The sequence below is a fragment of the Peribacillus asahii genome, from assembly GCF_004006295.1.
Taxonomy (GTDB): domain Bacteria; phylum Bacillota; class Bacilli; order Bacillales; family DSM-1321; genus Peribacillus; species Peribacillus asahii_A.
On the sequence record NZ_CP026095.1, the window covers coordinates 941,238 to 966,978 of the forward strand.

Consider the following 25,741-nt stretch of genomic DNA (forward strand, 5'->3'; position numbering starts at 1 on the left):
TAAAAAATATAAATACTTTGACATGCTTGAAAGGTGGATTTGAATGTCTAAGGAAATTACGAATGATACATTTTTAAGAGCGGCACGCGGGGAAAAGACAGATCATGTACCGGTTTGGTATATGCGTCAAGCAGGTCGTTCTCAGCCTGAATATCGAAAAATAAAAGAGAAATACTCTCTATTTGAAATTACGCATCAGCCGGAACTAGCAGCTTATGTAACTAGATTACCAGTTGAACAGTATGGTGTAGATGCGGCGATTCTTTATAAAGATATTATGACACCGCTTCCAGCAATCGGTGTAGATGTAGATATAAAAGCGGGAATCGGCCCTGTCATTGAAAATCCGATTCGTTCACTGCAAGATGTAGAAAGATTAGGCGAATTGCATCCTGAGCAAGATGTTCCTTACGTTTTAGATACGATTAAACTATTAACAACGGAGCAGTTATCCGTTCCGTTAATCGGTTTCTCGGGTGCTCCTTTTACGATTGCTTCTTACATGATTGAAGGCGGCCCATCGAAAAACTACAATAAAACAAAAGCGTTTATGTATGCAGAACCTAAAGCTTGGTTCGCATTGATGGATAAATTAGCTGATACGATTATCGTATATGTGAAGGCTCAAATTCAAGCAGGCGCAAAAGCTGTGCAAATTTTTGACTCTTGGGTAGGGGCATTAAATGTAGCGGATTACCGCGTATTTATTAAACCTGTGATGGAGCGAATTTTCTCCTCTTTACGAGAAGAAAATGTCCCGTTAATTATGTTTGGAGTCGGTGCGAGTCATCTAGCACTAGAGTGGAACGATTTACCTCTTGATGTAGTTGGCTTAGATTGGCGTTTACCAATCTCGCAAGCAAGAAACATCGGGATACACAAAACCGTACAAGGAAACCTAGACCCAGCTATTCTACTAGCTCCTTGGGAAGTCATTGAGGAGCGGGCAAAAGCAATCCTTGATGAAGGTATGGCACAAGACGGATACATCTTTAATCTTGGACACGGTGTGTTCCCTTCTGTGAATCCGGATGTTTTAAAACGATTAACGAATTTTATCCATGAATATTCTGCTAGTCAAAAATAAATAATGGAATGTAGATGAATCTAAAGAGGTGACATGTGTGGCAAGGAAGAAAATAGGGCTTTTAGTTATGGCCTATGGAACACCGAATAAAGAAGAGGATATTGAAAGATATTATACACATATTAGACATGGCAGAAGACCATCGGATGAATTACTAGAAGATTTAAAAGGAAGATATAAAGCGATTGGCGGTTTGTCTCCGCTCGCACGTATTACAGAAGGGCAGGCAGAAGGGCTTGAAAAACGCTTAAATGAGATTCAAGATGAGATTGAATTTAAAGCGTATTTAGGACTCAAGCATATCGAGCCGTTTGTTGAAGACGCGGTGAAACAAATGGCTGATGATGGAATTACAGAAGCCGTAAGCATTGTATTAGCACCGCATTTTTCAACGTTTAGTGTAAAATCTTATAATGGACGTGCTCAAGATGAGGCAGCAAAGTACGGTCTAAAAATTACTTCTGTTGAAAGCTGGTATGACGAGCCGAAATTTATTCAATTTTGGGTGAATGAGTTAAACGATGTCATTGATTGCATGACAGCAGAAGAACGAGACAATTATGCATTAATTGTTTCGGCTCATAGCTTACCAGAAAAGATTGTACAATTGGGCGATCCGTATCCGAAGCAGCTAGAAGAAACTGCTCAACTGATTGCTGATGGTGCAGGCGTTTCAAATTATGCAGTTGGCTGGCAAAGCGCTGGACAAACACCGGAACCTTGGCTTGGCCCGGATGTTCAAGATTTAACGAGAGATTTATATGAGGAAAAAGGATATAAAGCGTTTATCTATATCCCAGTTGGATTTGTATCGACGCATTTAGAAGTTCTCTATGATAATGATTATGAATGTAAAGTCGTAACGGATGAAATTGGGGCGAGCTATTATAGACCTGCTATGCCGGATGTGCAGCCAGCGTTCATTGATGCTTTAGCAACAATTGTGTTAAATAAATTACAAGGATAAAAAAGGAATGACTGTCCAATATGTTGTGGGATGGTCATTCTTTTTTAGTTTTTGATAGATTTTTTGTTGTCTAATTCTAGCGCTTTTTGCTTTTCGTAAGGTGGGAATGTTAGAGAAGATTGCAAATGGTTTTTGGCTCATTTAATTCAGCTATGCTGAAAGGCGTGTGAGACCGAGGTCTCACACGAAATGAGCCAAAAATCAGTAGTGTTTTATCAAGTCTTTTGAAAAGTGCTTGCTATGAAAAATAAAATTTGTTACCATCATAAAGAACCGAATGACCGATTTTGAAAAATGGTCAGTGAGAGGTGAGATATGTCTATTGATCGTAAGCAACTCATTTTAGAAGCGGCTACGAAGTCTTTTTCGTTGTTTGGATATAAGGCGACTACAATGGATCAAGTAGCAAAAATTGCGAATGTTGGAAAAGGGACGATTTATACTTTTTATGCGAATAAAGAGCAGTTATTTAAAGAGATTGTACTGCAGATGATTGAGGAAATGAAGCAGGAGGCGGACCAAGCCATCCAGCCTGAATTAAGCTTCAAAGAGAATTTACATCGAGCTGTATATCGCATTCTTGAATTTAGAAAAGAGCATCAATTATCGCTTAAATTAGTTCAAGAAGAAAAGGAAATGGGAACACCAGCTGTTCAAGAGATGCTCAATGAGGTGGAGCTTGCTATCGTTTCGTATTTGAAGGAAAAAATTTCGATAGCGATAGAGAAAGCATATATACGCCCATGTGACCCTGAAATCACCGCTTTTTTAATGTTCAAGCTGTATTTAGCGTTTATTTCTGATTGGGAACGAAATCATAAGCCTCTTGAAAAAAAAGAAATAGCTGAACTATTTGAGTTATATTTATTTACTGGATTGTCGATTGCTCCATGATAATCCATATTTTTTTGCAACATTATGACCAATTGAATGAAATGGTCAATTGTGTTTAGGAGGGAATACTTTGAAACCGAGTTTATTAAAACAGCAAGTAGTCGAACTGTTTAAAAATAAAAAAATGCTCGTCTCGATTATTGCTATTTTGTTTATTCCAATTTTATATAGCGGGACGTTTTTATGGGCCTTTTGGGATCCATACAGTCATTTAGAAGATTTACCTGTAGCAATTGTGAATAACGATAAAGGGGCTGAAATGGAAGGAGAAAAGTTGCAGCTTGGAGATGAATTTGTTGATAAGTTAAAGGAAAGCAAAGATTTTGATTTTCAGTTTGTGAATCGAGAAACCGGTTATCGAAACTTAGAGAATCAAAAATATTACTTATTAGTCGAAATTCCCGAGAACTTTTCAGAAAATGCAACAACATTGATGGATGAAGATCCGCAAAAGTTACAGTTAAAGTACGTGCCGAATGAGAGCTTTAACTTTTTATCAGCTCAAATTGGCGAGACAGCGGTTGCTAAAATTCAAAAGGCGCTATCAGAAAAAGTAACAGAGACTTATGCCGAAACGATGTTTGATATTATGACGAAACTGGCCGATGGATATGAGTCTACAGACAAAGCAGCTGGAAAATTGAAAGATGGCATTATGGATCTTGATGAAGGAGCGAAAACACTAGAAGAGAAATTAACCTTATTAGCTAAAAAGCAGGTCGAGTTTACAGGCGGTACGAAAAAAGTACATGATGGGACTGTTGAGCTGCAAAAAGGAGCAGCAACACTTGCAGATGGTTTAAGTCAGTTGGCCAATGCTCAAAATCAGTTGATTGAAGGAGCGCAAAAAGCAGAAGAGGGAGCAGGAAGCCTTCAAGCTGGAATTGATCAAGCTCATACTGGCATAGGTACAGTTGAGGAGAAAATGAACGAAGTTGTATCAGGAACGGATCAAATTCATCAGGGCAGCGAGCAATTGGAGGGTTCGTTACAAAAATTTCAAACAGGAGCGAACAGTGCGGCTCAAGGGGCAAAGGAATTAGAAGAGGGAGTTGCTGCACTGCAATCACAATTAGAGCCTGTTATGCCCGCGTTGCCTGAAGAACAACAGGCTGCCTTGAAGCAAGCACTAGCACAGTTGTCAGCAGGAGCAACAAAACTTGGAGAAGGCAATGAAACATTAGCTAGCTCTGCAGGCCAAATAGAGTCGGGAGCATCCACGTTATCTGAGAAAATCGCAACACTAAATAACGGACAAAAAGCACTTCAAACAGGGATTTCTGAACTGAGCGACGGGACAGAGCAGTTGAAAAACGGTGCCGCTCAATTAACAGAAGGGCAAACTCAATTACGGGTGGGCTTAGTGACGTTTGGTGAGAAGCTGTCTGAAGCATCGGCCGGCAGTCAAAATCTTGCTAAAGGTTCGACAACACTTGTTGATGGGGTCAATCAGTTACAAACAGGTTCAACAGCATTAGCAGATGGGTCTAGTCAACTAGCAGAAGGTTCTAGTCAAATCGTGAATGGAACTAATAAGTTAGCAGAGGGTTCTACAGAATTTAAAGATGAAATCAATGAAGCAGCAACAGAGGCATCCGAGATTCAGGCAAACGACAAAACGTATAATATGGTCGCAGAGCCAGTAACTGTTGAAAAAGAAAGCATAAATAAAGTTCCAAACTACGGAACAGGTATTGCTCCTTATTTCTTATCGTTAGGATTGTTTGTTGGAGCGCTAATACTTTCTATTGTATTTCCATATAAAGATCCAGTTGATATTCCGCGCAGCGGGTTTAGCTGGTTTACTAGTAAACTAAGTGTTATCACGGTTATTGGAACAATCCAAGCTTTAATCGCTTCAGGAGTCACATTATGGGTATTAGATATGGATGTTCAAAGTGTACCATTGTTTATTCTATATTCTATTTTAACAAGCTTAGTCTTTATTACATTAGTTCAATTATTAGTGACAACATTAGGAGACCCAGGCCGTTTTATAGCAATTCTCATCTTAATTTTACAATTAACAACAAGTGCGGGAACATTTCCGATTGAATTAGTTCCGCAGCCACTACAAGATTTCAATGGCTTATTGCCAATGGCATATACCGTTCGAGGCTATAAAGAAGTCATTTCTAGTGGGAACTTTAGTTTAATGTGGCAAAATGGATATGTGCTCATCGGCTTTATGGTAAGTTTTATGGTGTTGACATTGTTGTATTTTGTGATTAGCCATAAAAAGAAGTATTCCGGTGTTAATGAATTAGCAGAAGAATAAGAAGAGCGGAACTAGCTCGTTTAGATTAGATAGAAAATAATAAGAGTCACCAAAAGATTGTTTGTTGTCTTTTGGTGACTCTTATTTTGTTATAGAACAATGTTGATGTTTGGCTCTTGCTCGTGTGAAACCCTATCCTTACACACCTTGTAGTAAAGCCAATAAATAAAAAAAACGATTCCCATTAAAAAGAACCGTCTTACAATTTGGGGATAGGGCCAGTGGTGAACTAGCCCTTATATAGAAGCATCTACTTTAAAAAAGTGGATGATGGAACCAATTTTAAAAAAGTTATTTTGTAGACAAGCAATGGTCACATTTGTTTCCGTAACATTCATGTTGTTCTTCGATTTTTTTTCCACATTCTACGCATTGCTTCGGTGGTAGGTTTTTGAAGAATTCAACGCTACTTTTAATCATGAAATCCATCCTCCTGTTCAACTTATCGGTTATCTATGACTTGATTGTATTATAACAGTTTCGTTGTGTCAATATATGTTTTATAACATTCTTGAAAAGATGCAAAACGTAAGCAAATAGTTTATATTTGTGGTAGGCTTCGTTGCTCAATATTTTTTCATAAAATAATGGGTAGCTCATTGCGTCTGAAGCCGCAGTTTCAGTTCAAATCATCAACAGTCAAAAGTACCTCCATTGATAGAAGTTTCACTTTATTGTCCATTCAATATGGACTAAATGCAGAAGCGATAAAAGGAGTGACAATAAGCATGAAGATTACCGTTATTGGTTTTTGGGGTGGATACCCAGCGAAAAATGAAGCAAGTTCAGGATACTTATTGGAATATGAGGATTATCGCGTATTGCTTGATTGTGGCAGCGGTGTGTTAGCTCAATTGCAAAACCATTTGAAACCAGAAGAATTAGATGCGGTTGTGTTAAGTCATTATCATCCAGATCATGTGGCGGATATTGGGGTATTACAGCATGCGCTCTTAATTCAACAAATGCTGGGCAGTAAGCAGAAAACACTTCCAATCTATGGACATTCTTTAGATCAGATTGAATTTAATAAACTTTCATATAAAAACATTACAAAGGGAATCGCTTATTCAACTGAAAAGCCCGTACAAATCGGCCCCTTTACGTTTCGATTTATGAAAACGAATCACCCGGCTCCATGCTTTGCCATGAGAATTGAAGCAGGAGGAGACACGCTCGTATATACGGGAGACACTACATATATGGATGAATTGGCGGAATTTGCGAGCGAGGCTAACGTATTGTTGTGCGAGAGTAACTTTTACAGCGATACAAATACAGACCCTTCGAAAGCAGGGCATATGACAGCGCGAGAAGCAGGAATGATTGCGGAGAAGGCGAATGTACAGCTCTTAATTTTAACTCATTTACCGCATTACGGAGATCACCAGCAGTTAAAGAAAGAAGCCGGTGAAGTATTTATGCGTGAAATTGCACTGGCGAAAAGCTGCTTAGAGTTTCAGCTTTGACGAATGAACACAAGGAGGAGCAAGGATGCTTTTTATTGATAACAAAGGAATTACCGACCCACGAATTAACTTGGCGATTGAGGAATACGCGCTAAAACATTTAGATATTAATGAATCGTACTTATTATTTTATATTAATAAAAATGCGATTATTATCGGGAAGAATCAAAATACGGTTGAAGAGATTAATCAGGACTATGTAGATGAGCAGGGCATTACGGTTGTTCGTCGTCTTTCCGGTGGTGGAGCTGTTTATCACGATTTAGGCAACTTGAATTTTAGCTTTATTACGAAAGATGATGGAGATAGCTTTCATAATTTTAAAAAATTCACTGAACCTGTTGTGAAAGCGCTTGGGAAGCTGGGCGTTCAAGCCGAGCTAAGCGGGCGTAACGATATTATGGCGGAAGGGAAGAAGATTTCCGGCAATGCGATGTTTGCGACAAGAGGACGGATGTTCAGTCACGGTACGTTATTGTTTAACTCTGAAATGGAGCATATCGTATCAGCATTGAAAGTAAAGAAAGATAAAATCGAATCCAAAGGCATTAAGTCTATTAGAAGCCGTGTTGGCAATATTGCAGACTTCTTAAAAGAACCAATGACAATTGAAGAATTTCGCAGCTTCTTATTAAAAAATATTTTTGAAGGAACTGAGGAAATTCCAGAATACGTGTTAACGGAAGAGGATTGGAAGGAGATTCATAAAATCTCGGAAAAACGATATCAGCAATGGGATTGGAATTATGGTCGATCTCCAAAGTTTAATTTACAGCATTCTCATCGTTTTCCAGTTGGTTCGATTGATATAAGACTAGAAGTAAATAAAGGGATAATTGAAAACTGTAAAATTTATGGTGATTTCTTCGGTGTAGGAGAAGTAACAGACATTGAACACAAATTAACGGGCGTTCGTTATGAAAAACAAGCGATTGATGCGGTATTAGAAGAGGTCGATGTACAACATTATTTTGGCAATGTAACAAAAGAAGATATATTGAAATTGATTTTTTAATTGGAAAATCCGTCCTAGCTTAGTTAGGGCGTTTTTTTGTGTGTAGAGGTTCTGTTAAATAACGTTGTTGATTTTCGGCTCATTTAAGCACCTTCGTTTCTTGGGGGCGGATGCTGGGGAGCTAAGTAAGGGGCTTATTTCTAGCAAATTCAATATTTTATTAATTAATTTTCTCTAATACACCGTTAATAGAATTACCAAAAAAATGTTGACACCTCCAAATTTTATAACTATATTTAAAAATAAATATTTACATTTTTACTTAAAAAAACCAAAATTTGACGTATGTGTACATACGTATTCAAAAAGGAAAGGTGTAATAAAAGTAGAAATTATGTCTTATTTTGCATACGTATTCAAATTCATTAACTATGTTTGTTACATAGAAAAAGATTGAAAAGATTGAATCTCAAAGAAGGTCACTATTAAATCACGATGAGTTAGAACAACGAAGAATGTGGCGTGACCGAACGTTAATGTCATTAGTAAATTTCAAACAAACTCTAGATTCCAAGTATAATTCAGCGAGAACTAGTGAGAAAGAGAGGATCATATGTCAGTAAAAAATAAAGTTGTTATCGTTACGAGTGCAAGCAGAGGGATTGGAAAGGTTATTGCTTATTCCTTTTCAAAAGAAGGAGCAAATCTTGTTTTAGTAGGCAGGTCGAAAGAGGCTTTAGAAAAGGTAGAATTAGAATTAAAAGAGGAAAATCCAAATGTTATTAGTGTCATTGCTGATGTTACCAACGAAGAACAAGTAAAACATATGGCAGAAAAAACAATTGAGGTATTCGGCAAAATTGATGTACTGGTGAATAATGCTGGAACTGCAGGTCCAACTACCTCTGTTAAAGATTTGGCAGTTGAAGATTTTCAAGCTGTTCTAAATGACAATTTAACAAGTACATTCTTATGCATTAAAGCTGTCGTTCCAAACATGATGGAAAACCAATCAGGTCGTATCATTAACCTATCTTCTGTTTCAGGAAAGCGCGCTCTGCCATATCGAGTAGGATATTGTGCGGCTAAAATGGGAGTCATAGGTTTAACAAGAACACTAGCAGCTGAACTAGGTGAACATAACATTACCGTTAACGCAATTTGTCCTGGATTTGTTGAAGGTGAACGAATTGATAGTGTTATTTCAAACCAAGGAAAAGTAAGAGGAATTGATAAAGAGGAAGTGGAACGTGAATTAAAAAGTTCATCTCCATTAAAACGTTTTGTCAAACCAGAAGAAATTGCCAAGACGGCCGTATTTTTATCGACCGACGCGGCAATTGGAATCACTGGAGAAGATGTAAATGTGAGTTCTGGAGTAGTTATGTATTAAACGTTATTAAACAATTACTGGTGTTAGTATTACCTCACATTTCGGACTCTAAAGAAAAATTTCTGATGTGTTTTTAAGTCTTGATATAACGGGCTTTTCAATAAATGATAGGCATTGGATAATCTATCTAAATGGAAGAGATTCATAGATACCAAGAGATTAAAATACATTGAATTTGAAATTTTCAAGGGAGTGCGAAATGTGAGATTAAGTTATTTATTTTTCATTCAATCTGAATACGTATGCAAACTATTCACTCTAGATCCAAACTATTGTACATACTGATTTCGTCCAGAGGCCGTAGCGAATGTCATAACTACTACAGAAACAATGATTAGGGTGATGAGTGGAACAGTCCACACATGAGTGACATCATACAAATATCCAATAAACATAGGACCTACAGCAGCAAGCAGGTAGCCTGTTGATTGTACCATCGCGGATAACTCTGCAGCCTGACTTGTATTCCGAGTACGAAGCCCTATGTAGCTTAGAGCCAATGGGAAGCACCCGCCTAATGTAATGCCAATTAAAATAATACTTGCTATTAAAACGGGATATGATGAACCTAGCAGTAATCCTCCATAACCAACAATCGGGAACATACCTAATATGAAGGCAAGCCATACTTGAGAACGGAAACGTGCTGCCAGAACAGGGACGAAGAAACTAGCAGGCAATCCCATTAGTTGAGTAAACGAAAGTAACCAGCCGGCTGTCTCTATAGTTATTCCATGACTATGTAATATTTCAGGTAACCAAGCAACTGTTACATAAAATAAAAAGGATTGAAATCCCATAAAAATAGCTATTTGCCAGGCAAGCGGCGAACGCCAAATTCGATTAGAGTTAGAACGGACATTTCTCACTACTTGATGATTTTTATCACTAAACCTGAGCAGAAAAAACCAAATCAAGATAGCGACCAATGCTGGTATCCCCCATACGATTAAGGCCCCTTGCCATCCTAGATTTAAACCAGTGGCTAAAGGAACACTAACCCCCGATGCTAACGATGCAATCAACCCCATTGAAGTGGAATAAACACTTGTCATTAGACCGAATTTTGTTGGGAATTTATCCTTTACAACAACGGGCAAAAGAACATTTCCAATGGCAATGCCTATACCGACAAATAGAGTTCCGATAAAAAGAAAAAACACCATCGGAATGAATCGAATACATATACCAATTAAAAGAAAAAGCAAACCTAATAGTAAGGTCCTTTCATTGGTTAAACGGGTGGCTATCTTGGGAACGATGGGTGACATCACGGCAAAAACAATTAATGGCAAGCTCATTAATAAGCCTGCACTCCAATGGGCTAACCCGATATCTTCCTGAATCATCCCAACTAATGGTCCTAATGATGTAATAGCTGGCCGCAAATTAAATGCTACTAGCACAATACCAGCAATGAGCAAGAAAGTATAAAAGGAGTTCGTATTAGCATGTTCCTTTTGTACCTTTTGTAATTCCATTAAAATAATCTCCTCCTAGATGAACAAACTTCCTACAATATATTACAGTAATTTAAGGCAGAGATAAAATGAATTTCGCATCTGCTTCATCGATTGGTGAAATTTAGAAAAAAAGAAACGCAGGTAAGCAGAAGGTCTGTGAGATTTGGCCAATAATACTAGTATGTAAAGCGAACTTAACTTTAGTGATAAAACTCATTTGACTTTTCTTGTATAAAAAACATTGCTGGAATTAAATTCATTTATTATAATAAAATTGTAATTAATTTACAGATTTTGTGAATGATTGTTCATTCATTGTGTCTAAATGGAGGGAGAAGAATGAATTTATCTGAACAGCTTCATAAAACCGCCATAGAAAATGCACAAAAACCTGCTTATTATTTTTTAGACCAATCGACTTCGTACGGTGAATTAGATGCTGCGGTGACCAAATTCGCAGATGGTTTACATAAGCTAGGTGTTTCAAAGGGTGATCATGTTGCTATGCTTTTAGGGAATTCTCCACATTTTATTATTGGGATGTACGGTGCATTGCGAGCAGGTGCAACAGTTATTCCAATCAATCCAATTTATACTCCAGATGAAATTAGTTACATTGTCAATAATGGGGATGTGAAGGCAGTTATTGCCCTCGATCTTCTTATTCCAATGCTAGAGAAAATCGATCCGCTCCTAACAACTGTTGAGCAATATATTATTTGTGAAACAGATTCAAGCAACGAACAGTCAAGTAACAGTCCAGTTTCTATTTATTCAAAGATGAAATCGTTTGCGGAGGTTATTGCTTCTGGGGATTTGCAATTTCAGGGCCCTGTGCCAGATGAAGAGGAGACAGCTCTTATCTTGTATACGTCAGGAACGACAGGAAAGCCGAAGGGGGCGATGCTGACACATCGGAACCTTTATTCCAATGCGCGAGATGTTGCAGACTATTTAAAAATAGGTGCCAACGACCGTGTCATTACAACGCTGCCGATGTTTCATGTTTTTAGTTTAACCGTCACTTTAAATGCACCGCTGATAAGTGGAGGAACGCTGTTGATTGTACCGCAGTTTAGTCCGAAGGAAATTTTTAGACTAAGTCAGGAATATGAAGCAACCGTTTTTGCCGGTGTACCAACTATGTATAATTTCTTGTATCAGTATCCGGAAGGAACGGCCGCTCATGTACAGTCTGTTAAACGTTGGATTTCAGGTGGCTCTCCTATGCCGGTGGCTCTTTTAACATCATTCGAACGGAAGTTTCATGTTACGGTTTCAGAAGGATATGGGTTATCTGAGGCGTCACCAGTAACATGCTTCAACCCATTAGATCGCCCGGCTAAACCAGGCTCTATCGGCACATCGATTCTGAATGTTGAAAACAAAATCGTTAATGCACTTGGAGAAGAAGTACCAGTGGGTCAAGTCGGGGAATTGATTGTCCGCGGTCCAAATGTGATGAAAGGCTATTATAAAATGCCAGAGGAATCAAACGCTGTATTGAAAGATGGCTGGCTATATACCGGTGATTTAGCGCGCATGGATGAGGACGGCTATTTTTATATTGTCGATCGTAAGAAAGAACTCATTATTGTTGGGGGATACAATGTGTATCCGCGTGAAGTAGAGGAAGTGTTATTCGCTCACTCGGATGTTATAGAAGCGGCTGCCATTGGCGTACCTGATTCTAATCAAGGTGAAGTGGTTCATTGTTTTGTAGTGAAAAAAGATCCAGCTTTAACAGAGGAAGAATTAAAAGCTTACTGTATAAAACACTTAGCGAAATACAAAGTTCCAGCTTGTATTACATTTATAGAGGAGCTTCCCAAAAATACAACAGGTAAGATTTTACGGCGTGCATTAAAGACTAAAATGACACAATAATCATATAGCTGTCTTTCCTTTAGAGATTATCGCGATTTTCTTCGCTATAGTCTCTTTTGTACAAACATTTTTATGTGTGAAATCATAAACTAATGTAAAAAATTAGGAACTTGATTTCTTGGATAATCCGCGATAAGATAGTAAAAATTTAGTAGTAGGAGGGAGATTAGATGAGAGAGGTTACTTTATTGCAACTTTACGAACATCCTATTACACAAAAGTATTTGAACCGTTCTGGAATGGCGCATGCTATTGCTGTTGCCTACCACGCTTTCCATTTAGCAAAGGAGCATAATGTGGATCCGGACATCGCTGCGAAAGCTGGGTTTCTTCATGATATGGGTCACTTTACTTGGTACCGTAATGGAAATTGGGATTATGACCTATATCGTCAAAATGATATTCACCCGATTAAAGGAGCCGAAAGAGCGCACAAGCTTCTTATTCGACTTGGTGAAAATCCTATTAAAGCAAAAACGATTTCCCTTGCTATTTTATTTCACACCGATTCATTTTTACCTTCCAATGATATTATGCGCACCCCATTACAACAGATTGTAAAATGGGCTGATGAGAAAGACGAAGAAGAAGGCGGCAAACATCATTATCGTACAATCGATTCACTTCGAGCAAAAGATATGATTATCCGCTTAGACCAATTGATTGATAAAGAAGCAAACAATAAGTTATCATCCTAGGCGAATAGGATGGTAGCTTATTTTTTATGTACAGGCTTTATTATATGACGCTGTTGGTTTTTGCTCCTGCTCGTCACACGCCTTTTAGTTTATTCAAAAATGAATGCGGCGAATCGTCCAGAGTTAATGGTCCTGTTACATCCATTTACGAAACATTGAGGATAAACTGGAATAGAATGTTTATCCATCTGCTTGAGAGGTTAAAGGTTCTAACTTGTCTAACTTTGCTTACAATATAGTAAATATATTGTTTTTTACGTGGAAAGTATAAGAGCAACTGGGCGTCTAGCTAGAAGGCAGTTAGAGGTAGTTTTCAACTAAGGGGGAAGGACGATGGCTAGAAAATGGGCAGGCTATGCTATTATCATTTATTTAGTCTATGTGGCTTGTATGTATGGCTACATTTTTTTGTTTGCGGATACATCGATTCCACAAGTTTTAAAAGGTACGGCGGCAGATCCGCAAACCTTTTTAAACGCAAGAGAGCTTGTGTTAAGTGAGGAATATTCCAACATCCGTAACTTTATCTTTCTAGTTAATACTCCATTTGAATGGCTGATTTATTTTTTCATTTTGCTGTGTGGAGTATCAAGGGTATTTGAGAGATGGTCGATGTCGATCTCTAAATGGAGAGTTGCCCAAACGGGAATTTATTTATTTTGGTTATCGTTGCTTACTTATATCACTGTATTCCCTATACAATATATTAGCTATACATTTAGTCGAGCGTATAATATTAATACGCAATCCTTTAGTGCTTGGATGAAGGATGAGATTATTGGATTTTGGGTTAACTTTGCTCTCATGTTTCTCATTATCTCCGTATTATATTGGTTAATGAAAAAAAGCTCAAAAAAATGGTGGTTATACGCATGGCTTCTCTCGGTTCCGTTTTCCTTTTTACTTATGTTTGTACAACCTGTTTTGATTGATCCGCTTTATAATGACTTTTATCCATTAAAAAATAAACAATTAGAGGAAAAGATTTTAATGCTCGCTGATCGAGCGAATATCCCGGCAGAGCATGTGTATGAAGTGAACAAGTCAGAGGAAACGAATGCTTTAAATGCTTATGTGACAGGCGTTGGGGCGAATTCAAGAATTGTTCTGTGGGATACGACGTTAAACAAATTACAGGAAGATGAAATTTTATTTATTATGGCGCATGAAATGGCTCATTATGTTGAGAAGCATATTTATATTGGAATTGCAGGCTATTTAGCTCTAACGTTTGTGGGGCTTTGGCTCATTTCACGACTGATGAATTACATTGTGGAGCGATGGGGGAAACTATTAAAGATTTCTGCTGTTGACACTATTAGCTCGCTGCCATTATTTCTATTACTAACTGGTGTCTTACTATTCGCTTCTAATCCTCTTTCAAATTATGTGTCGCGTTATCAGGAAACGAGAGCGGACCGCTATGCGATTGAAATGACTGGAGATCAAGAAGCGGCTATTCATGCTTTTCAAGACTTGACACGTACAGGACTTAGTCAAGTTCATCCGCCTTTACTGATTAAATGGCTTCGTTATACACATCCTTCTATGCTTGAGCGAATTTCTACTATTGAGAAGTATGATAAGGATGAATAAGAGTCGGCTGCTAACGCGGCTGGCTTTTTTTGCTTTAATGTCTAAAAAGTGTAAATGTTTAGAAAAAACTTTTACTTTTGGCAGCATATGATTATTGACTATAATGAATACAACTTTTACCGCAGATTAACAGTAAGGAAAGAACTTGATTGTTAGAAAGAAATAAAGGAGAAGGGGTATGCGTAATATAGTATCGATTATTATAGGTTCAGTCATTGTGGCGTTGGCATTTAATTTATTTTTAATTCCTCATCAAATATTGAGCAGCGGCTTAGGCGGAATTGCTATGATGTTGGGAATCGTCACACCTATTAACACAGGAATTTTGAATTTTTTATTAAATTTACCTTTATTAATTATTGGCATTTTAAAATTAGGAAAACAATTTATTTGCTACACTATTCTATCAGTTGTTGTATTATCCGTTAGCTTATATGTGATTCCTGTTGAAGCGATTTCAACAGACCAGTTTCTATCTTGTTTATTTGGCGGCGTGATATCGGGCCTTGGAGTTGCCATTATTTTTAGAGCATCGGGTTCTTCTGGCGGTTTTGATATTTTGGCCATGTTACTTACAAAAAAACGGGATTTCCCGCTTGGAACGTTACTTTCCGTAATGAATGCGGTTGTGGTGGTGATTTCCGGTTTTATTTTTGACTGGAATTCTGCTTTACTCACATTAGTAGGGATTTATGCTGCTGGTAAGGTTATTGATACGATTCATACGAGTCATATTAAATTAACGTTACTGATTGTGACGAAAAAAGGCGATGAAGTGAAGGAACAGCTATTAGCTAATTTATACCGGGGAATTACAATCATGGATGGGGAAGGAGCTTATTCTGGCAACAAACAAAAAATATTAATGACTGTTATTACACGTTATCAATTAGCAGAGGTGAAGGCAATCCTGAATAAAGTGGATGCAGATGCGTTTGTTAATATTACACAAACAACAGAAGTAATTGGATTTTTCCATCGAGGGTGAAAGGAAATGTTTCTCTTCGACAGGGTTAATCTGTCATAAGTAAAGCCTCCCAAAATAATGGGAGGCTTTGTCAAAAGATAACATGTTCAACCTGTGTTGCTGTCTAGTTCCACCGGATAGATGACTGTGAGAAAGGTTCGTAATCTGAACGATTGGTTAGCTTTTTTTAATTGCCAAATAGTTTCATTAATTGTTTCATTTCAGCGCTTAATTGTAAAAATAACGGTTTGTCTTTATTGTCAAGGGCATCGTCAATTTGCTGAGCCAGCTTGTTTCGTTTCCTCTTAAGGATGGATTCACGAATAATCATCTCAATGAGTATTTCCTGCATCGTTTCATTTTTCTTGGCTTTTTTCGTCGAGTGAGCCTTTACCAATTCTGAATAGGATTTGTCATTTTTCATTGGAAATCACCCCTGCCCTTTTTATTAATATATGAGTGTTTATGCGATAAAAGTAGTATGATTTTTTAAAAAATTAAATTAATTTTAACGTATGTATATAAATCAACAGTGCATGTAAATAAACATTCTTATGTCGGTTTAACAAGTTGAATATATATAGTTATGGAATTGTGTCGATAGGTGGAGTGTTCCATAGGAGTAGTTATTTTTTGAATATTTTGTGAAATCAATACTTTATACCTATGTATGTGGTATGATTAGGGCAAGTTTTGGATTTATTCATTAAGAAGGGAGAAATGATATGGAACACAATCAAAACAATTTCAGGGCAGAATATACAGTGACGCCTTATACGCTTGCTCTGTTACCTGTTCAAGATGGAAGTAAAGTATATTCGCGAATTATTGAATTAGAAGGTGAATTTATTTGTCCCCTTAAGCCAACGGATATTATTAAGAAAAGTTGTGAATATTTGGGGGTGAGTTATGAAGGCAGGAGGTCAGGAACAAAGAAAATAACAGGTTTTACACATAAAGCTCCGATTACGATTGATCCTTCTGGCTCGCTTTTCTTCTTTCCAACTGCCTCTCCTTTACGTCCTCAATGTATTTGGTTGGCACATGATCATATCCTGTCATTTACTCGCCTAGACTCCAAACAAACTACAGTTGTTCTTCGTAATAAACAAAGTATAGTTGTTAATATGTCAATCAGCTCATTTAAGACGCAACTGCATCGAACAGCCTTTCTGAAAACGAGGCTCCTTCCACGACTGGAGGAAATACAAAGAATGCTGCAAGATTTAGCTAATCAGTTAGACTGGGCACAAACTGCCGAAGTACCATCCAAGTATACTTTATTGCGCCGAACCTGAGTCAGCGGATGGGCTAACAGAATAAGGACTTTTTTGAAAGAAGTAATACGTCAGTAAGTTTTCCGTTTGTTTTTTTAGGCGGGGGTTAAAATAATTATGGCGTTCTTCCTGCCCTTTATAGGTGAAGCAGTACATCGTAAACGTTTCATCTCGCTCTACTTCGTTAACTGTAATCTCCTCATGCTGTAAATAGGTAAGAACGGCTGCTAAGTCTCGTTCTACTTTTTTGAAAACGTCTTTTATGAGATCCTGATAAGGTCTTTTTAACTTCAATTCGCTTGTTTCGATGATTTGTAAATCCCTTTTTAGAATCTTTAGTACCATTGGCAAATAAATGGCTTGTTCAATCATTGTTTGAGCCTGTTTTGTCATACGAGCCATTGTTCAATCTCCTTTCTCTCTATATAAGATTTGGTTATTTTTGGAACGTTTGTTCTATTTTAAATGATGAAGTTTTATTATGCAAGGCCTCGTTCCGGATTACATACATAGATTATGGAATCTGAAAAAAAGGAGTGTTATGATAAAGAAAAAGGAACGATATTTGCCTTTTAAGAAGAATGTTATATATGTGAAATAATGAGAGTACATAGAGAATGGCTACGTAACTTGATATGAGGGAGATTGTTATGGATTTTGAAGCATTACGGGAATGGCTGACGCTTGAAAACATATTAGACATTATGCAGCAATATCAATCGTTAGGACCCATTGCGGGAATTGTATTGCCATTGTTAGAAGCTTTTTTACCTTTTTTACCTTTGTTTATTTTTGTTATGGCCAATGCAACGGCCTTTGGGTTGTGGTGGGGATTTTTATTTTCTTGGCTTGGGGCGGTCATAGGTGCTTTTCTTGTTTTTTTAGTTGTCCGGAAATTTGGACAAGCAAGGTTTTTTCATTTTTTGCAACAACATAAGCAAGTTCAAAAACTTATGAACTGGGTTGAAAATCATGGATTTAGTCCATTGTTTTTAATGCTTTGTTTTCCTTTTACACCGTCAGCGGTCGTGAATATTGTTGCGGGACTTTCAAAAGTAAGTTTATGGCAATATGCTTTAGCGGTTATATCGGGAAAGATGGTCATGATTTTTACAATTAGTTTCATTGGGTATGACATTCCCTCCTTGATTCATCAACCGGTTCGAACCGTGATTGTATTGATTGTTATTTTTATTCTTTGGTATGTCGGGAAAAGGATTGAGCGTCATTTGGATAAAAATATGAAACGAGAAAGAGGATATTAGAAAAGAGTCGTTCGGTTATATACAGAAAACCGAACGACTTATTTTTTGTGTTGTCAAACAATATTGTTGATAACATCAACAGCGTTATATAACCAAACCAGTTTTAAAAGGCGAACATACGATTGTATTTTAGGGTGTGGATGCACTATAATACAAGTAGAAAAAATGGAAAATGAAATCGACATAAGCAAGTCGGTTTTTCTGTTATCATAGATAGTACATTGAAATTTTTGTAGAAAAAGGAGGGACAGCAGGTGACGCTTCGTTTTTTATTGGGGAGATCCGGGACCGGGAAGACGTCTTTTATGTTAGACGAAATCCGAAGTACATTAGCTCATCATCCAGAAGGAAACCCTATCATCTATCTTGTTCCCGATCAGATGACATTTTTGTCTGAATATAAATTAATTAAGACACCAGGACTTGAAGGAATGATTCGGGCTCAAGTGTTCAGCTTTAGTCGACTTGCTTGGCGCGTCCTTCAAGAAACAGGAGGAATGAGCCGTATTCACTTAGATAGCGTAGGGGTGAATATGCTTATTCGTAAAATTATGGAGGAAAAGAAAGAAGAGCTGAAGGTTTTTCGACGCTCTGCAGACAAGCAGGGGTTTGTTACGCAAATGGAGCAGATGCTCGTTGAGTTTAAGCGCTGTTGTATACAGCCGGAACAATTGCAAAGTTTTTTAGAACAGTCAGCTGCAACAAGCGGTGTCATTCAAGATAAATTACACGATTTAGAATTAATTTATCAATCGTTTGAAGAGAAATTGATGGACAAATACCTTCAATCCGAGGATTACTTTACGCTATTGATTGAAAAACTAGCAGATTCTTCTTATATCGCGAATGCACAAATTTATGTCGATGGCTTTTATAGTTTGACTCAACAAGAGCTGCTTATTCTTGAAGAAATGATGAAAAGAGGTTGCTCTGTTACGGTCGCTTTAACGCTGGATCGACCTTATTCATCGATGCCGCCGGATCCTCTAGAACTGTTTAGACAAACCGGGACAACGTATTATGAGATTTATCAAACAGCGCTTCGATTAGGCGTGCCGATTGAAGCAGACAAGGTCTTCACAGAAGTTGGTCGCTTTAGTGAAAATCCTGTATTGAAACATTTAGAGCAGCATTTTGCAGTGCGGCCTGTTCGTCCATATGAGAGTCCAGCGAACGTAATGGTATCGCAGGCGGTCAATCGACGTGCCGAAGTGGAGGGGGTTGCGAGAACAATTGTGAAGCTCGTTCGGGATGAGGAGTATCGCTTTAGAGATATCGCCGTTTTAATGCGAAATGGCGAGGCTTACCGAGATATTATTCAAACCGTTTTTCGAGACTATGAGATTCCGCTTTTTATAGATTCTAAACGCAAGATGTTACATCACCCTCTTATTGAACTCATTCGTTCGACATTAGACATTTTGACAAGCAACTGGCGTTATGAACCGGTATTTCAGGCGATTAAGACGGAATTGCTTTTTCCATTAGAGAAGAATAGCGACTTGATGCGTGAACAGGTCGATCGTCTGGAGAATTATGTGTTATCCCGAGGGATTAAAGGGGAGAAATGGACATCAAAAGAGAGATGGACCTATCGTCGTTTTCGTGGCTTAGAGCTTGAGGAACGATCTCAGACGGATAAAGAAAGGCAAATAGAAGAAGAACTAAATGAGCTGAAGCAATGGTTTACCGCACCGATTCTAACGTTATCACGCAGGATAAATCGAGCGGAAACTGCAAAAGAATTATCCGAAGCGCTCTATTTATATTTAGAAGATATCCGTGCCGCAGAGCAATTAGAAAAATTAAGACAAGCAGCTGAAGAAGCTGGCGATTTAGTCGCAGCACGAGAACATGAACAAGCATGGAATGCGGTCATCGATTTACTCGATCAATTTGTAGAGCTGTTAAGTGAAGAGCAGATGTCATTAAAAGCATTTGCCCTCATTATTGAAGCAGGGCTTGATTCATTGAATTTTTCATTAGTTCCGCAGGCGATGGATCAAGTGATTATCGCCAACTTAGATTTATCTCGTTTGGATGATGTAAAAGCAGCCTTTATTATTGGATTAAATGATGGAGTGTTACCAGGGAAGGCACCTGCTGAAGGGATTTTTTCAGATCAAGACAGAGAGACGCTGCTTGCAAACGGTCTGGAAGTGGCGCCAAGCTCAAAGATTCGGTTATTAGATGAGGAGTTTATTGCGTATAAGGCTTTTAGTACCCCTTCTCATTTGCTTTACGTATCTTATCCGTTAGCGGATGAGGAAGGGAAAGCATTATTACCGTCTTCTTATATAAAGCGTATTTCTGATGTTATTCCGCATATTCATGCTAACTTGTACAGCAACGATCCTTTTGATGGATCTCCAACTGAGCAAGCTGATTTTATTGTGAATATGGAAGTTGCTTTATCTCATCTAACGTCACAATTACAGCTTAAGAAACGGAATTATCCGATGCACCCGCTATGGTGGGATGTTTATAATGCATTGATGGATGATGAATATATGAAAAACGAGACATCGCGTGTCCTATCGAGTATCTTCTATGAAAATCAAGCTAAGAAGCTATCGTCAGAAACAACGAAACAATTATATGGCGAAAGTATTATGACGAGTGTTTCTCGAATGGAGATGTTTAATAGCTGTCCATTTTCTCATTTTGCGGCACATGGATTAAAGCTGCGTGAGCGGCAAGTTTTTAGACTGGACGCACCTGATATTGGGGAAATGTTCCATGGAGCGTTGAAGATCATTTCTGATTATCTATATGAACATGCTATTTCATGGGCAGCATTGACGAAAGATCAATGTTTAACGCTAGCGAGAAAAGCGGTGGAGACGCTCGCTCCTAAATTGCAAAATCAAATTTTGCTTAGTTCTAATCGTCATCATTATTTAAAACGAAAATTAGAACAGGTTATTGGCCGAGCTTCCATTGTGTTAAGTGAACAAGCGAAATTAAGCGGCTTTGCTCCAATTGGTTTAGAGCTAGGATTTGGAAAAAATGAAACGTTGCCGCCCCTTTCATTTTCATTACAGAACGGGACACAGATGGAATTGATTGGCCGAATTGACCGCGTGGATAAAGCCGAGGAGAGCAACGGTATTTTCTTACGTGTATTGGATTATAAGTCTAGTGAGAAAGATTTGAGCTTAACGGAAGTGTATTACGGCTTAGCGTTGCAAATGTTAACTTACCTTGATATCGTTGTCACGCATTCCAGTTCTCTAATTGGAACAGAAGCGCTTCCTGCTGGGGTTCTGTATTTCCATATGCATAATCCGGTCATTAAATCTAAAGGAATGTTAAGTCTTGATCAAATAGAAGAAGAAATGTTTAAAAGCTTTAAAATGAAAGGTCTTATTTTAGGAGATACCAATGTAATTCAACTAATGGACCAATCCCTTGAAGTAGGGGCATCTAGTAAATCTCATATTATTCCAGCTAGCCTTAAAAAGGATGGAACGGTGTCCGCTACGTCCAAAATTGCAAGTCGTGATGAATTTTCTCTCCTGCAAAAGCATGTTCGTCACATTTATGAAAATGCGGGTAATAAAATGGTAAACGGAGATGTCGGAATCGCTCCTTATAAATTGAAAGACCGTACACCATGTAAATATTGTTCATTTAAAACAGTTTGTCAGTTTGATTCATCATTAGAAGACAATGAATACCGAACGTTAACAGATAAGAAGCAAAAAGATGTCTTAGCGTTGCTGAGAGAGGGGGTAGAGGTGTGAGTAAAACAATCATTCCTGAGAAGCCAGTGGAGGTGACGTGGACAGACGATCAATGGAAGGCGATTTGGGCGAAAGATCAGGACATATTAGTCGCGGCTGCGGCTGGGTCCGGGAAAACAGCTGTACTAGTCAATCGGATTATCCAAAAAATCCTTTCTGAAGACGATCCAATGGATGTGGATGAATTACTAGTCGTGACATTTACGAATGCGTCCGCTGCTGAAATGCGTCATCGTATTAGTGAAGCGCTTGAACAAGCCATTGCTCAAAATCCTAGTTCACAGCACCTTCGTAAACAGCTAAGCTTAATCAATCGAGCGTCTATTTCTACACTACATTCCTTTTGTTTAGAAGTGATTCGTCAATATTATTACGAAATTGATATTGACCCAGGGTTCCGGATTGCTGATTCTACAGAGATAGAATTGCTTCGGGATGAAGTGATGGAAGAGCTATTTGAAGAGCATTATGGTCGCAGTGATAATGAGGAATTTTTCCGATTAGTGGATGCGTTTACGAGCGACCGAAGCGATGCGGATTTGCAACAAATTGTACGCTCTTTACATGATTTCTCCCGTTCGCATCCGAATCCAAATCAATGGCTGGATGAAGCGGCTGAGATGTATGACCTTTCAGATGATGCGACAATTGAAGATTTACCATTTATCCATGCGTTACGATTTGATATCGCGTTACAATTGGATAAAGCGAAAGATTTATTGGAAAGAGCGTTAGATTTAACAAAGGTGCCAGGGGGTCCGGCACCACGCGTGGAAAATTATCGAGCAGATTTAGAAATGATTGCAGCGTTATCTCAGGCGAATGAAACATCGTGGTATACATTGCATGAGGCGATTCAAAACGTTTCTTTTACAACGGCTAAGCGCTGTTCAGGAGCGGACTTTATAAAAGAAATTGTCGATGAAGCGACGAAGCATCGTGATAAAGCGAAAAAAATCGTGAAAACATTACAAGAAGAATTGTTTGTTCGAAAACCGGAAAGTTATCTTCGTGATATACGAGAACTGAAGAGCTATGTCGAAACATTAGTGTTACTGGTTAAGCAGTTTGATGCTGGTTTTTTTGCAGCGAAAACGGAAAAAAATCTGGTGGATTTCTCCGATTTAGAGCATTTTTGTTTAGAGATTTTAACGAAAGAGCTTGAACATGGTGAAAGAAAACCATCAGACGTTGCGTTAGCTTATCGTAAGCAATTTAAAGAAGTGCTTGTGGATGAGTACCAAGATGTCAACCTCGTTCAAGAATCGATTTTATCGTTAGTGACAGCGGACGGCGAGCACAGTGGAAATATGTTCATGGTGGGTGATGTTAAGCAATCTATCTATCGTTTTCGATTAGCCGAACCAAATCTATTTCTCGGCAAATACACTCGCTTTACTCATGATGGTCAAGAGTCAGGACTGCGGATTGATTTAAATCAGAATTTCCGCAGTCGTACGGAAGTATTAGATGGGACAAACTTTTTATTTCAACAGTTGATGGGAATCAAGGTCGGAGAGATTGAGTATGATGAAGACGCACAATTGAAAAAAGGAGCACCATATCCTGAGGATCAATCGTTTCCTATTGAGTTATATGTCGTAGATGGCGCGCCAAGTGAGGACGAGAGTTTATCAGATTCTTCTGAGTCAACAGCTGAATTCGAGTCGGAAGAATTAGAAAAGGCGCAATTAGAAGCACGTATGATGGCAAAGTTGATTAAACAAGCTATCAATGAAAAACAATCAATCTATGATCCGAAAACGAAGCAGCATCGTGCGATACAATATCGAGATATTGTCATTTTGCTGCGCTCTATGCCATGGGCCCCGCAAATTATGGAGGAATTTAAGAAGCAGGGAATTCCGGTTTATGCGAATTTATCGACCGGCTATTTTGAGGCGACAGAAGTGGCGATTATGCTTTCGTTATTAAAAGTGATTGATAATCCGCAGCAAGATATTCCGCTCGCTTCTGTATTGCGTTCACCGATTGTTGGACTAGATGAAGAGCAAATGGCCAAAATCCGCACGTTCCATTCAGGAAGTTATTATGAAGCACTAGCTGCTTTTTATCGTCAAGGCGATGTGAATGAACAGACAGGCTTATATGAACAAGTGGCTGCCTTTTATCAGAAGCTTGTGAAGTGGAGAAAGCTTGCCAAGCAAGAATCATTGTCAGATTTAATTTGGCTATTATATCGCGAAACGAGATTTTATGATTTTGTTGGGGGCATGCCAGGTGGAAAGCAGCGTCAAGCGAATTTGAGAGCCTTTTATGATCGCGCTAGACAATATGAGTCCAGTTCATTCCGTGGTTTATTCCGTTTTTTACGTTTTATTGAAAGAATGCAAGAGCGCGGTGATGATTTAGGAGCTGCCAGGGCACTTGGAGAACAAGAGGATGTCGTTCGACTGATGACGATTCATTCTTCAAAAGGTTTAGAGTTCCCTGTTGTGTTTATTGCTGGTCTTTCGAAGCAATTTAATATGATGGACTTACGCAAATCCTACTTGTTGGATAAGGAGTTCGGGTTTGCAGCGAAATATGTAAATCCAGAGCTTCGAATTACGTATCCATCGTTACCGCAGCTTGCTTTCAAGAAGAAAAAACAATTAGAGCTGATTGCCGAGGAAATGCGCGTCTTGTATGTGGCTTTAACAAGGGCAAAGGAGAAGCTGTATTTAATTGCAAGCGTCAATAATGCAGAGAAGAGCTTGAACAGTTGGGGGAGCAATGCCTCTCATGCTGACTGGCTTTTAAAGGATTATACTCGCGCAGGGGCGAAAAGCTATCTCGATTGGATTGGACCAGCTCTCATTCGCCATCAAGATGGTCAAAGATTAATGGAGGATCATGTTCCTAACCGTTTGAATGAAGAGATTACTTTTCATGCGTCTCAATGGATGATCTCCATCGTTCGAAGTGAAGAACTGATGGGAGTGGACGAAGAGGAGCTAGCGGAAGATTCATGGCTAGAACAAGTGAAGCAATCTAAGAAAGTAGATAGTACGTCGGAATATACGAGATTGATTGAGGACAATCTACATTGGAGCTATCCGCAAATAAATGCAGCCACTCATCGCTCTAAGCAATCTGTTTCGGAATTGAAACGCAGATTTGAATTAGCTGATGATCATAGTGCGACAGAGTTGATTAAGTCGTTTAGTCGACCGATTACAAAGCGGCCGGCTTTTATGCAAGAAAAGTCATTAACACCAGCTGAAAAAGGAACGATTGTTCATTTAGTCATGCAGCATCTCGATATAACAGCTGACATAACCGTCGACTATATTGAACAATTATTGACGGATTTAATTCAGCGTGAGCTGTTAACCGAAGAACAGCGAGTGGCGGTCGATTCACACATTATTATTCAGTTCTTTCAAACGGAAATTGGTCAGCGATTGAAAAAGGCGGCTACTGTACGTCGAGAAGTGCCTTTTATGATGTCGTTACCTGCTCATATTGCGTATCCTGATTGGGATGAAGGAGAAGAAGAGGTACTCGTCCAAGGTGTCATTGATTGTTTATTTGAAGATGAACAAGGGCTTGTGCTGTTAGATTATAAAACAGATGCCATTACCGGCCGTTTTTCAAATGGATTTGAGGGAGCTAAAGACATTCTTGCCGAACGCTATCAAACACAGCTTCAATTATATAAAAGGGCAGTCGAAGGAATTTTGCATAAAAAAGTAACAAAGTGTTATTTATTTTTCTTTGATGGTGCACATTTATTAGAGATGGAAGAGTGAGTGTTCTGAAGCAGAAGATGTTCTGGTAAAATAAAAAGAAACTT

The 25,741-nt window shown here is 38.4% G+C and carries 19 protein-coding genes; 15 read left to right on the forward strand and 4 right to left on the reverse strand.

The annotated features are described in order from the left end of the window. The first annotated feature begins 43 nt into the window (after positions 1–43). From hemE to BAOM_RS04765, 4 genes are all read left to right on the forward strand, one after another. Complete coding sequence (hemE, locus tag BAOM_RS04750) at positions 44–1,087, forward strand: uroporphyrinogen decarboxylase (protein WP_127759271.1); 1,044 nt, start codon at positions 44–46, stop codon at positions 1,085–1,087. A gap of 37 nt (positions 1,088–1,124) precedes the next feature. Continuing rightward, the gene (hemH, locus tag BAOM_RS04755) at positions 1,125–2,054 is read left to right on the forward strand and encodes a ferrochelatase (protein WP_127759272.1); all 930 of its coding nucleotides are present in this window, start codon (positions 1,125–1,127) and stop codon (positions 2,052–2,054) included. Between the two features lie 315 nt (positions 2,055–2,369). Further along, the gene (locus tag BAOM_RS04760; RefSeq protein ID WP_127759273.1) at positions 2,370–2,948 is read left to right on the forward strand and encodes a TetR/AcrR family transcriptional regulator; all 579 of its coding nucleotides are present in this window, start codon (positions 2,370–2,372) and stop codon (positions 2,946–2,948) included. A 70-nt stretch (positions 2,949–3,018) separates the two neighbouring features. Then, positions 3,019–5,226: a YhgE/Pip domain-containing protein gene (locus tag BAOM_RS04765; protein ID WP_127759274.1), complete on the forward strand. Its 2,208-nt coding sequence runs from the start codon at positions 3,019–3,021 to the stop codon at positions 5,224–5,226. A 291-nt stretch (positions 5,227–5,517) separates the two neighbouring features. On the opposite strand, the gene yhfH is transcribed toward BAOM_RS04765, so the two are convergent. Beyond that, complete coding sequence (gene yhfH, locus BAOM_RS04770; RefSeq protein WP_127759275.1) at positions 5,518–5,646, reverse strand: protein YhfH; 129 nt, start codon at positions 5,644–5,646, stop codon at positions 5,518–5,520. A 308-nt stretch (positions 5,647–5,954) separates the two neighbouring features. Here yhfH and BAOM_RS04775 point away from each other — a divergent pair, with 308 nt between their 5' ends. From BAOM_RS04775 to BAOM_RS04785, 3 genes are all read left to right on the forward strand, one after another. Next, positions 5,955–6,695, forward strand: coding sequence for an MBL fold metallo-hydrolase (locus BAOM_RS04775; RefSeq protein ID WP_127759276.1), 741 nt, complete (start codon positions 5,955–5,957; stop codon positions 6,693–6,695). Between the two features lie 25 nt (positions 6,696–6,720). Further along, positions 6,721–7,710, forward strand: a complete 990-nt coding sequence (locus BAOM_RS04780; RefSeq protein ID WP_127759277.1) for a lipoate--protein ligase — start codon at positions 6,721–6,723, stop codon at positions 7,708–7,710. Between the two features lie 553 nt (positions 7,711–8,263). Continuing rightward, the gene (locus tag BAOM_RS04785) at positions 8,264–9,043 is read left to right on the forward strand and encodes an SDR family NAD(P)-dependent oxidoreductase (RefSeq protein WP_127759278.1); all 780 of its coding nucleotides are present in this window, start codon (positions 8,264–8,266) and stop codon (positions 9,041–9,043) included. Between the two features lie 269 nt (positions 9,044–9,312). Here the strand turns inward: BAOM_RS04785 and BAOM_RS04790 are convergent, their stop codons facing one another. Next, positions 9,313–10,524 (reverse strand): CynX/NimT family MFS transporter, encoded by a 1,212-nt coding sequence (locus tag BAOM_RS04790; RefSeq protein ID WP_127759279.1) that lies wholly within the window; start codon positions 10,522–10,524, stop codon positions 9,313–9,315. A 321-nt stretch (positions 10,525–10,845) separates the two neighbouring features. Here BAOM_RS04790 and BAOM_RS04795 point away from each other — a divergent pair, with 321 nt between their 5' ends. The 4 genes from BAOM_RS04795 (at position 10,846) to BAOM_RS04810 (ending at position 15,675) form a co-directional block, all read left to right on the forward strand. Beyond that, complete coding sequence (locus BAOM_RS04795) at positions 10,846–12,393, forward strand: fatty acid--CoA ligase family protein (protein ID WP_127759280.1); 1,548 nt, start codon at positions 10,846–10,848, stop codon at positions 12,391–12,393. Between the two features lie 170 nt (positions 12,394–12,563). Beyond that, positions 12,564–13,091, forward strand: coding sequence for an HD domain-containing protein (locus BAOM_RS04800; protein WP_127759281.1), 528 nt, complete (start codon positions 12,564–12,566; stop codon positions 13,089–13,091). 333 nt (positions 13,092–13,424) lie between these two features. Further along, positions 13,425–14,687, forward strand: a complete 1,263-nt coding sequence (locus BAOM_RS04805; RefSeq protein WP_127759282.1) for a M48 family metallopeptidase — start codon at positions 13,425–13,427, stop codon at positions 14,685–14,687. A gap of 178 nt (positions 14,688–14,865) precedes the next feature. Next, positions 14,866–15,675: a YitT family protein gene (locus BAOM_RS04810; RefSeq protein ID WP_127759283.1), complete on the forward strand. Its 810-nt coding sequence runs from the start codon at positions 14,866–14,868 to the stop codon at positions 15,673–15,675. A gap of 166 nt (positions 15,676–15,841) precedes the next feature. Here the strand turns inward: BAOM_RS04810 and BAOM_RS04820 are convergent, their stop codons facing one another. After that, positions 15,842–16,078, reverse strand: a complete 237-nt coding sequence (locus tag BAOM_RS04820; protein ID WP_127759284.1) for an IDEAL domain-containing protein — start codon at positions 16,076–16,078, stop codon at positions 15,842–15,844. Positions 16,079–16,379: 301 nt separating this feature from the next. On the opposite strand from BAOM_RS04820, the gene BAOM_RS04825 reads away from it, so the two are divergent. Continuing rightward, positions 16,380–16,952, forward strand: coding sequence for a competence protein ComK (locus BAOM_RS04825; RefSeq protein WP_127759285.1), 573 nt, complete (start codon positions 16,380–16,382; stop codon positions 16,950–16,952). Here BAOM_RS04825 and BAOM_RS04830 read toward each other — a convergent pair. Further along, positions 16,935–17,333 carry a YhjD family protein gene (locus BAOM_RS04830; protein WP_127759286.1) on the reverse strand — a complete coding sequence of 133 codons (399 nt, stop codon included), beginning with the start codon at positions 17,331–17,333 and terminating at the stop codon, positions 16,935–16,937. The genes BAOM_RS04825 and BAOM_RS04830 overlap by 18 nt on opposite strands. Before the next feature lie 248 nt (positions 17,334–17,581). On the opposite strand from BAOM_RS04830, the gene BAOM_RS04835 reads away from it, so the two are divergent. The 3 genes from BAOM_RS04835 to addA all read left to right on the forward strand — a co-directional run bounded on the left by BAOM_RS04835 (position 17,582) and on the right by addA (position 25,697). After that, a complete protein-coding gene (locus BAOM_RS04835) occupies positions 17,582–18,196 on the forward strand; it encodes a TVP38/TMEM64 family protein (protein ID WP_127759287.1) in 615 nt (204 codons plus the stop codon). Between the two features lie 254 nt (positions 18,197–18,450). Next, positions 18,451–21,942, forward strand: coding sequence for a helicase-exonuclease AddAB subunit AddB (addB, locus tag BAOM_RS04840; protein ID WP_127759288.1), 3,492 nt, complete (start codon positions 18,451–18,453; stop codon positions 21,940–21,942). Next, a complete protein-coding gene (gene addA, locus BAOM_RS04845) occupies positions 21,939–25,697 on the forward strand; it encodes a helicase-exonuclease AddAB subunit AddA (RefSeq protein ID WP_127759289.1) in 3,759 nt (1,252 codons plus the stop codon). Before addB ends, addA begins: the two co-directional genes overlap by 4 nt. The last annotated feature ends 44 nt before the right edge of the window (positions 25,698–25,741 follow it).

Excerpts from the sequence above, each read along its gene's own strand:
- BAOM_RS04800 (WP_127759281.1), top strand. The coding sequence starts at position 12,564 with ATGAGAGAGGTTACTTTATTGCAACTTTACGAACATCCTATTACACAA.
- yhfH (WP_127759275.1), bottom strand. The coding sequence starts at position 5,646 with ATGATTAAAAGTAGCGTTGAATTCTTCAAAAACCTACCACCGAAGCAA.
- BAOM_RS04760 (WP_127759273.1), top strand. The coding sequence starts at position 2,370 with ATGTCTATTGATCGTAAGCAACTCATTTTAGAAGCGGCTACGAAGTCT.
- BAOM_RS04795 (WP_127759280.1), top strand. The coding sequence starts at position 10,846 with ATGAATTTATCTGAACAGCTTCATAAAACCGCCATAGAAAATGCACAA.
- BAOM_RS04825 (WP_127759285.1), top strand. The coding sequence starts at position 16,380 with ATGGAACACAATCAAAACAATTTCAGGGCAGAATATACAGTGACGCCT.
- BAOM_RS04810 (WP_127759283.1), top strand. The coding sequence starts at position 14,866 with ATGCGTAATATAGTATCGATTATTATAGGTTCAGTCATTGTGGCGTTG.
- BAOM_RS04775 (WP_127759276.1), top strand. The coding sequence starts at position 5,955 with ATGAAGATTACCGTTATTGGTTTTTGGGGTGGATACCCAGCGAAAAAT.
- hemE (WP_127759271.1), top strand. The coding sequence starts at position 44 with ATGTCTAAGGAAATTACGAATGATACATTTTTAAGAGCGGCACGCGGG.
- BAOM_RS04805 (WP_127759282.1), top strand. The coding sequence starts at position 13,425 with ATGGCTAGAAAATGGGCAGGCTATGCTATTATCATTTATTTAGTCTAT.
- BAOM_RS04835 (WP_127759287.1), top strand. The coding sequence starts at position 17,582 with ATGGATTTTGAAGCATTACGGGAATGGCTGACGCTTGAAAACATATTA.
- BAOM_RS04820 (WP_127759284.1), bottom strand. The coding sequence starts at position 16,078 with ATGAAAAATGACAAATCCTATTCAGAATTGGTAAAGGCTCACTCGACG.
- BAOM_RS04785 (WP_127759278.1), top strand. The coding sequence starts at position 8,264 with ATGTCAGTAAAAAATAAAGTTGTTATCGTTACGAGTGCAAGCAGAGGG.
- BAOM_RS04790 (WP_127759279.1), bottom strand. The coding sequence starts at position 10,524 with ATGGAATTACAAAAGGTACAAAAGGAACATGCTAATACGAACTCCTTT.
- BAOM_RS04830 (WP_127759286.1), bottom strand. The coding sequence starts at position 17,333 with ATGGCTCGTATGACAAAACAGGCTCAAACAATGATTGAACAAGCCATT.
- BAOM_RS04780 (WP_127759277.1), top strand. The coding sequence starts at position 6,721 with ATGCTTTTTATTGATAACAAAGGAATTACCGACCCACGAATTAACTTG.